The organism is Gardnerella sp. 26-12 (assembly GCF_001660745.1).
Taxonomy (GTDB): Bacteria; Actinomycetota; Actinomycetes; order Actinomycetales; family Bifidobacteriaceae; genus Bifidobacterium; species Bifidobacterium swidsinskii.
On sequence record NZ_LWSR01000070.1, the window covers coordinates 1 to 4,937 of the forward strand.

2 protein-coding genes and 1 pseudogene are annotated in these 4,937 nt (G+C 37.9%); 2 read left to right on the top strand and 1 reads right to left on the bottom strand.

Going from position 1 to position 4,937, the window contains the following annotated elements; translation table 11 throughout:
• Positions 1-12 precede the first annotated feature (12 nt).
• A pseudogene (locus A5295_RS04270) lies at positions 13-1,944 on the top strand (sensor histidine kinase); the annotation flags it as partial.
• Between the two features lie 12 nt (positions 1,945-1,956).
• Positions 1,957-2,742, top strand: a complete 786-nt coding sequence (locus A5295_RS04275) for a response regulator transcription factor (RefSeq protein ID WP_012914080.1) — start codon at positions 1,957-1,959, stop codon at positions 2,740-2,742.
• 81 nt (positions 2,743-2,823) lie between these two features.
• Here A5295_RS04275 and A5295_RS04280 read toward each other — a convergent pair whose 3' ends face one another.
• Positions 2,824-4,776, bottom strand: a complete 1,953-nt coding sequence (locus tag A5295_RS04280) for a hypothetical protein (RefSeq protein ID WP_064621816.1) — start codon at positions 4,774-4,776, stop codon at positions 2,824-2,826.
• Positions 4,777-4,937: the final 161 nt, after the last annotated feature.

A 4,937-nucleotide genomic window follows, 5' to 3' on the forward strand; every position in this document is an offset into this window, starting at 1 on the left:
TAAGAGACAGCTATTCAACTTTTGCAAGATCACAATAATTCTATTCGCGCGTACCGCCGAAAAGCTCAACACATTGCTGTTACTGCAGAACGCGCAAGAATTGCAAGAGATATGCACGATATTGTTGCCCACACGCTTTCTATTATTATTGTGCAAGCAGATGGTGGTCGTTATGCAGCAACCAAAGATATTTCGCTTGCTAAAAAAACAATGCATATTATTAAAAATGAAGCCGAGCGAGCCGTTCACGATATGCGCCGACTTCTAGAAGCTTTAACAGACGCTCCATCGGGTCAATTGGACTTCAATCACGTGCCTTCTCTTATTGAGCAAGCAAAAATTGCATCTCCTAAAAATATTTTTTGGCACACTGTTGATGGCATAAATTCTCAAAATAGGCTTAACGCGGACGCACAAACCGTTGCATACCGCGTTGTTCAGGAGTCTCTTACTAATATTCGAAAGCATGCAGGAGATGGCATTAAAATAAACATTCACGAACAGTGGAAGAACCAAGGCTTAACACTAAAAATTACAAATGAAATAAACAAGCTAGAAGCTAATCAAGAGCAAAATAGCGGTGCGCCACATAAAAACGGTTATGGTTTGATTGGCATGAAAGAGCGAATTGAAAATCTTCACGGAACGCTTGATTATGGAAAAATGAATGATGGAACGTTTAGTATTGTTGCTTTTATTCCATATTCCTACAGCGCAGACCAGTCAAACAGTACTGCTTCTGTATTAAATAGTATTCATAACGTTACTCATAAGAATGCAAAAGTTAATAATCAAGCAGAAGCACAAACAAAACCGGAAAATGCAAACGTTTCAACATCATCGGAAGTTTCGACAAACGTTTTGCCATACGTTTTACCAGAAGCAAATACTTCAAAAAATAGGATTGAGAAAGTATCACAATGGTTTGAACAACATTGGCTTATTGGAGACATTATTTATGCATCACCTTGGGTTGTTATGATGCTCTTTCTGCCAACCTACGATTTTATTGTTGGAGTTGGAATGTCTTCACAATATTCCAACTCGCTTTCATTACAAATACTTTATAAAGTATTTACTCTTACAACCATGGTGCCATTCATGTTTCGCAGAAAAGCTCCAACCGCATGCGCAATTGTTGCAGCAGTATTTTCTGCAATACAGCTTATACTCTTGCCGAATATTTTATTCGCTAATTTTTTCATACCAAATATTATTTACGCTGCTGTGCTCTACGGTAAAAAACGCGCATGGCAATGGGTTAGCGCAGTAGTGCTTGCCGAATCTGCTATTTTCGCCGTAAAAATTGGTATTTCATCAAAAAATATTCCACAAACTGAAACTCCAATACGATTCTTTACATCAAATATTGCCACAACCAATTTTTATGACTTTATGCAATTTGCGTCCGTTGGATTAGTTTTTGGTTTTATAGTTGCGTTAATTTGTTTTGCGGCCATTGCATTTGCTTATTCCCGCAGAAACGATGACAATAATTTGCTGATTCTAAAAGCGCGCAGAACAGAATTAGAGCAAGAGCAAAAACAGCTAGAAGTACTTGCAGCTAACGCAGAAAGGCAACGACTTAGCTCAAATATTCAGCAAAAAGTTGCTATTACATTGCATAAAGTAATCGATGCCGCAAATAGCGGAATTGATATGCTAAATAAATACGAAAAAACAAATAGCAATGCAGAAAATCGAAAGTTATCAGAACCAAAGCAATCACAGGAACAAAGTGAAGAAATTAGTAAAGCCTTTAAAAATATTGGAGATGAAGGTCGTTCGGCACTGAAATATATGCGAAAATTGCTTGGAGTTTTGCGAGAAACAGGTTCAAGCGTTCATTCAGCAAATAATGCTGCGAATGTAACTGAGATTGCTATTCGCCCTGCTGCCCCACTTGATGAGCAAATTCAACACAACGCATTAAATAAGCAATAGTAAGTTGATACTATGGAAAATATGGAAAACAATGAAGTAATTCGCGTTGCAATAGCAGACGATCAGGAGCTTGTGCGAGCAGGATTTGCGATGGTAATAAATTCGCAGCAAGATATGCACGTTGTATCTCAGACTTCTAATGGATCACAAATTGTGGAGCTTTCTAAAAGCCAAAATCCAGACATTATTCTTATGGACGTTCGCATGCCTGTAATGGACGGATTGGAAGCAACTCGCAAAATTCTGCAGCAAAAAACTAACGAAAATACTAAAATTATTATTCTAACAACTTTTGATTTAGACGAATATGTTATGGCTGCAATTCATGCTGGTGCTTCCGGGTTCCTTTTGAAAGATACTGAACCTGAAACTTTGCTTAATTCAATACGAACAGTGTATCAAGGAAACGCAATTATTGCTCCGACTGCTACGAAGCGTTTGATTGAAAATATGATTCAGCAAGGCAAAGTAGCAACAAATACTACAGAAAACAGTGCTGCGAATTACACTGCGAATTACGCTGCACAAGAAAGTTACGATGTACAAGCAAATCCGGCTGCGCAAGCAACACAAAGCTGCGCGTACACAAATTCAGCTATTACAGAACTTACTGATAGAGAACGCGAAGTTCTTGTTGAAATTGCTCACGGACTTTCAAATCAGGAAATTGCTGACAAACTATTTATTAGTTTGCCAACAGTTAAAACTCATGTTGCGCATATTTTAGGAAAAATCGGTGCTCGAGACCGCGTGCAGGCTGTAGTTTTCGCTTATGAAAATGGCTTAGTTAAGCCGTAAGCATATAAATCTGCGGCTATTTATGCATAGACACAAATAGCCGCAAATTTAGATTATCAACGTACCGAGTAGTTTTTTAATTTATGCTCTCGGAAGGCGACGGTGACGCATAACAGTAACGCCGGCAGCAGCAGCTCCAGAAATAGTTAGCACACCCAAAACACCCAACATTATATTGCTAAGCATATTGCCAGAAGACTTGTTCTCGGCTGTAGCACTAGCTTGAGCTTGTGGCTTATTGCTTTCAACAGGAGTCTTTTCTTCAACTTCCTCAGTTTCACCATTATTATCTTCAGGCTTCTTCGAGTTTTCTTCTGAAACTTGAGATTCAGTTGACTTATCTGCTTGCGAAGTATTGTTCGACGGAGCCACAGCAGCTGAAGTACTAGCAGCAGCTGGAGCATGAGATGCAACTGCGGAAGAAACACTTTTAACCAATTCAGCAGCTGGAGTTACTGCCTTCTGAGTATTTGCAACAGTAGGATTTTCTGCAGGTGCTACAGGAACTACAGGTGCAGAAGGCGTTGCAGGAGCTGAATTATCTTCAACCTGAACTGCTGGCACTACTGGGGTAGCAGGAACAACAGAAGCAGGTGGCATAGCTGGAGCTTTAATAGACGGAGCTGGAATCTTAGATTCAGGCACTGTAGGAACTGGAGCAGTTACTTTCGGAGCAGATGCTTCAGGAGGTACAGGTACTGGAGCAACATGCTCTTTAGATTCAGAATCAGAAGGTACTGGAGCAACAGGATTAGTCTGTTTTTCAGATTCTTTGGCATTATTATTACCATCAGAGCTGCTACCACTTTGCTGATTCTTTTGAACTTTTTCCTGTTCCAATTGAGCTTTGAGGGCAGCAACTTTAACTCTAGCTTCCTCAAGATTCTTTTCTGCGTCCTTTAAAGAATCCTCAGCTTTCTTCTTTAAATCACTTTTCTCAGTTTTCTGCTGAATCTGATTGTTTTTAAATGTTTTAGCGCCTTCAAAGCCATTTCTTAATGATTTAATTTTTTCATCTAGTTTCTTTTTGTCGTCAACTAACTTATAGTTCTCAATAATATTATTAAGAAGCTTTGTTTCAGACTCTGCTTTCTTTACTTCAGAATCTTTACTGTTAGAAGCTTCAAGCTTACTAGCTACATTTTTCTTAGACTCATCAATTTGATCTTTAATCTTTTTAAGTTCTTCATCTGCTTTTTCAAATTCTTGTTTTGCTGTTGTGAAAAGAGTCTCTAATTCGTTCAAAGCTCTTTCTTTATCAGCAACAAGTTTCTTATTTTCTTCAACTTTTTTGCTAAGCGAAACTTGATCATTAGAGACTTTTCTAAACTGGTCCGCTAGAGAATAAATATTACCGGCATCGTTTGGATCAGCTTTTTCTAATGCAGATTCTAATTCACTGATTTTTGTATCATACTCTTTAATTTGAGCAGAATCACTTGCAATAGATTCCTTAAGATTATCTACTTCTTTGTGAAGATCTGAAATCTGTGATTCATATTGTTTTATGTTAGCTGCAGCTCTTTCTTTTGTTTGACTTTTTTCTTCTTCGTCACTTTGCAAAGCATCAAGAGCTAATTTTGCATTATCATATTGCTCTTTTAAAAGTTCATATGCGGCTTTTAATCCAATAAGTTCGTTATCCTTTTCTTCTTTGGATTTTTCAAATTCTGCAATTTTTACTTTTGCAGCTTCGGAATCCATTTTCAATGCATTTTCAGCTTCTAAAAGTTCCTTTCCCTTATCTTTCTCAACGTTTTCAAATCTTTTTTCAGTTTCAGAGATTTTATTTAAAAGATCGTCAAATTCTGCAACTTTTTTCTTATACTCTTCAATTTGAGCTTCTAATTGCTGAACCTGCTCTTCAGCTTTTTCAATTGCTTCTTCAGTAGATGCTTTTGCAGTCACCTCTGTTTGAGCTTGCGTATTTTGTACAACCTCAGCAGCTTCTTGCGCCCATGCTGGCATTGGACCTTGCAGGAACAAAACAAATCCTGCGATTGCTGCGGCAGATTTTTTCTTGACCGTTACCATATTTGTTACTCCTTGCTCGTAGCGGCCTTCATGTCTAACTTATGTCAGCAGTCATTTTGAGCATAACAAAGAAATAAATACATTTTCAATGCCATTTATTCGGAATATTTCCGATAAAACTTGTCATGATGAATAATAACTGTCTCTTATACACATCTGAC

Coding starts and splice junctions, on each gene's coding strand:
- A5295_RS04280 (WP_064621816.1), bottom strand. CDS start 4,776: ATGGTAACGGTCAAGAAAAAATCTGCCGCAGCAATCGCAGGATTTGTT.
- A5295_RS04275 (WP_012914080.1), top strand. CDS start 1,957: ATGGAAAATATGGAAAACAATGAAGTAATTCGCGTTGCAATAGCAGAC.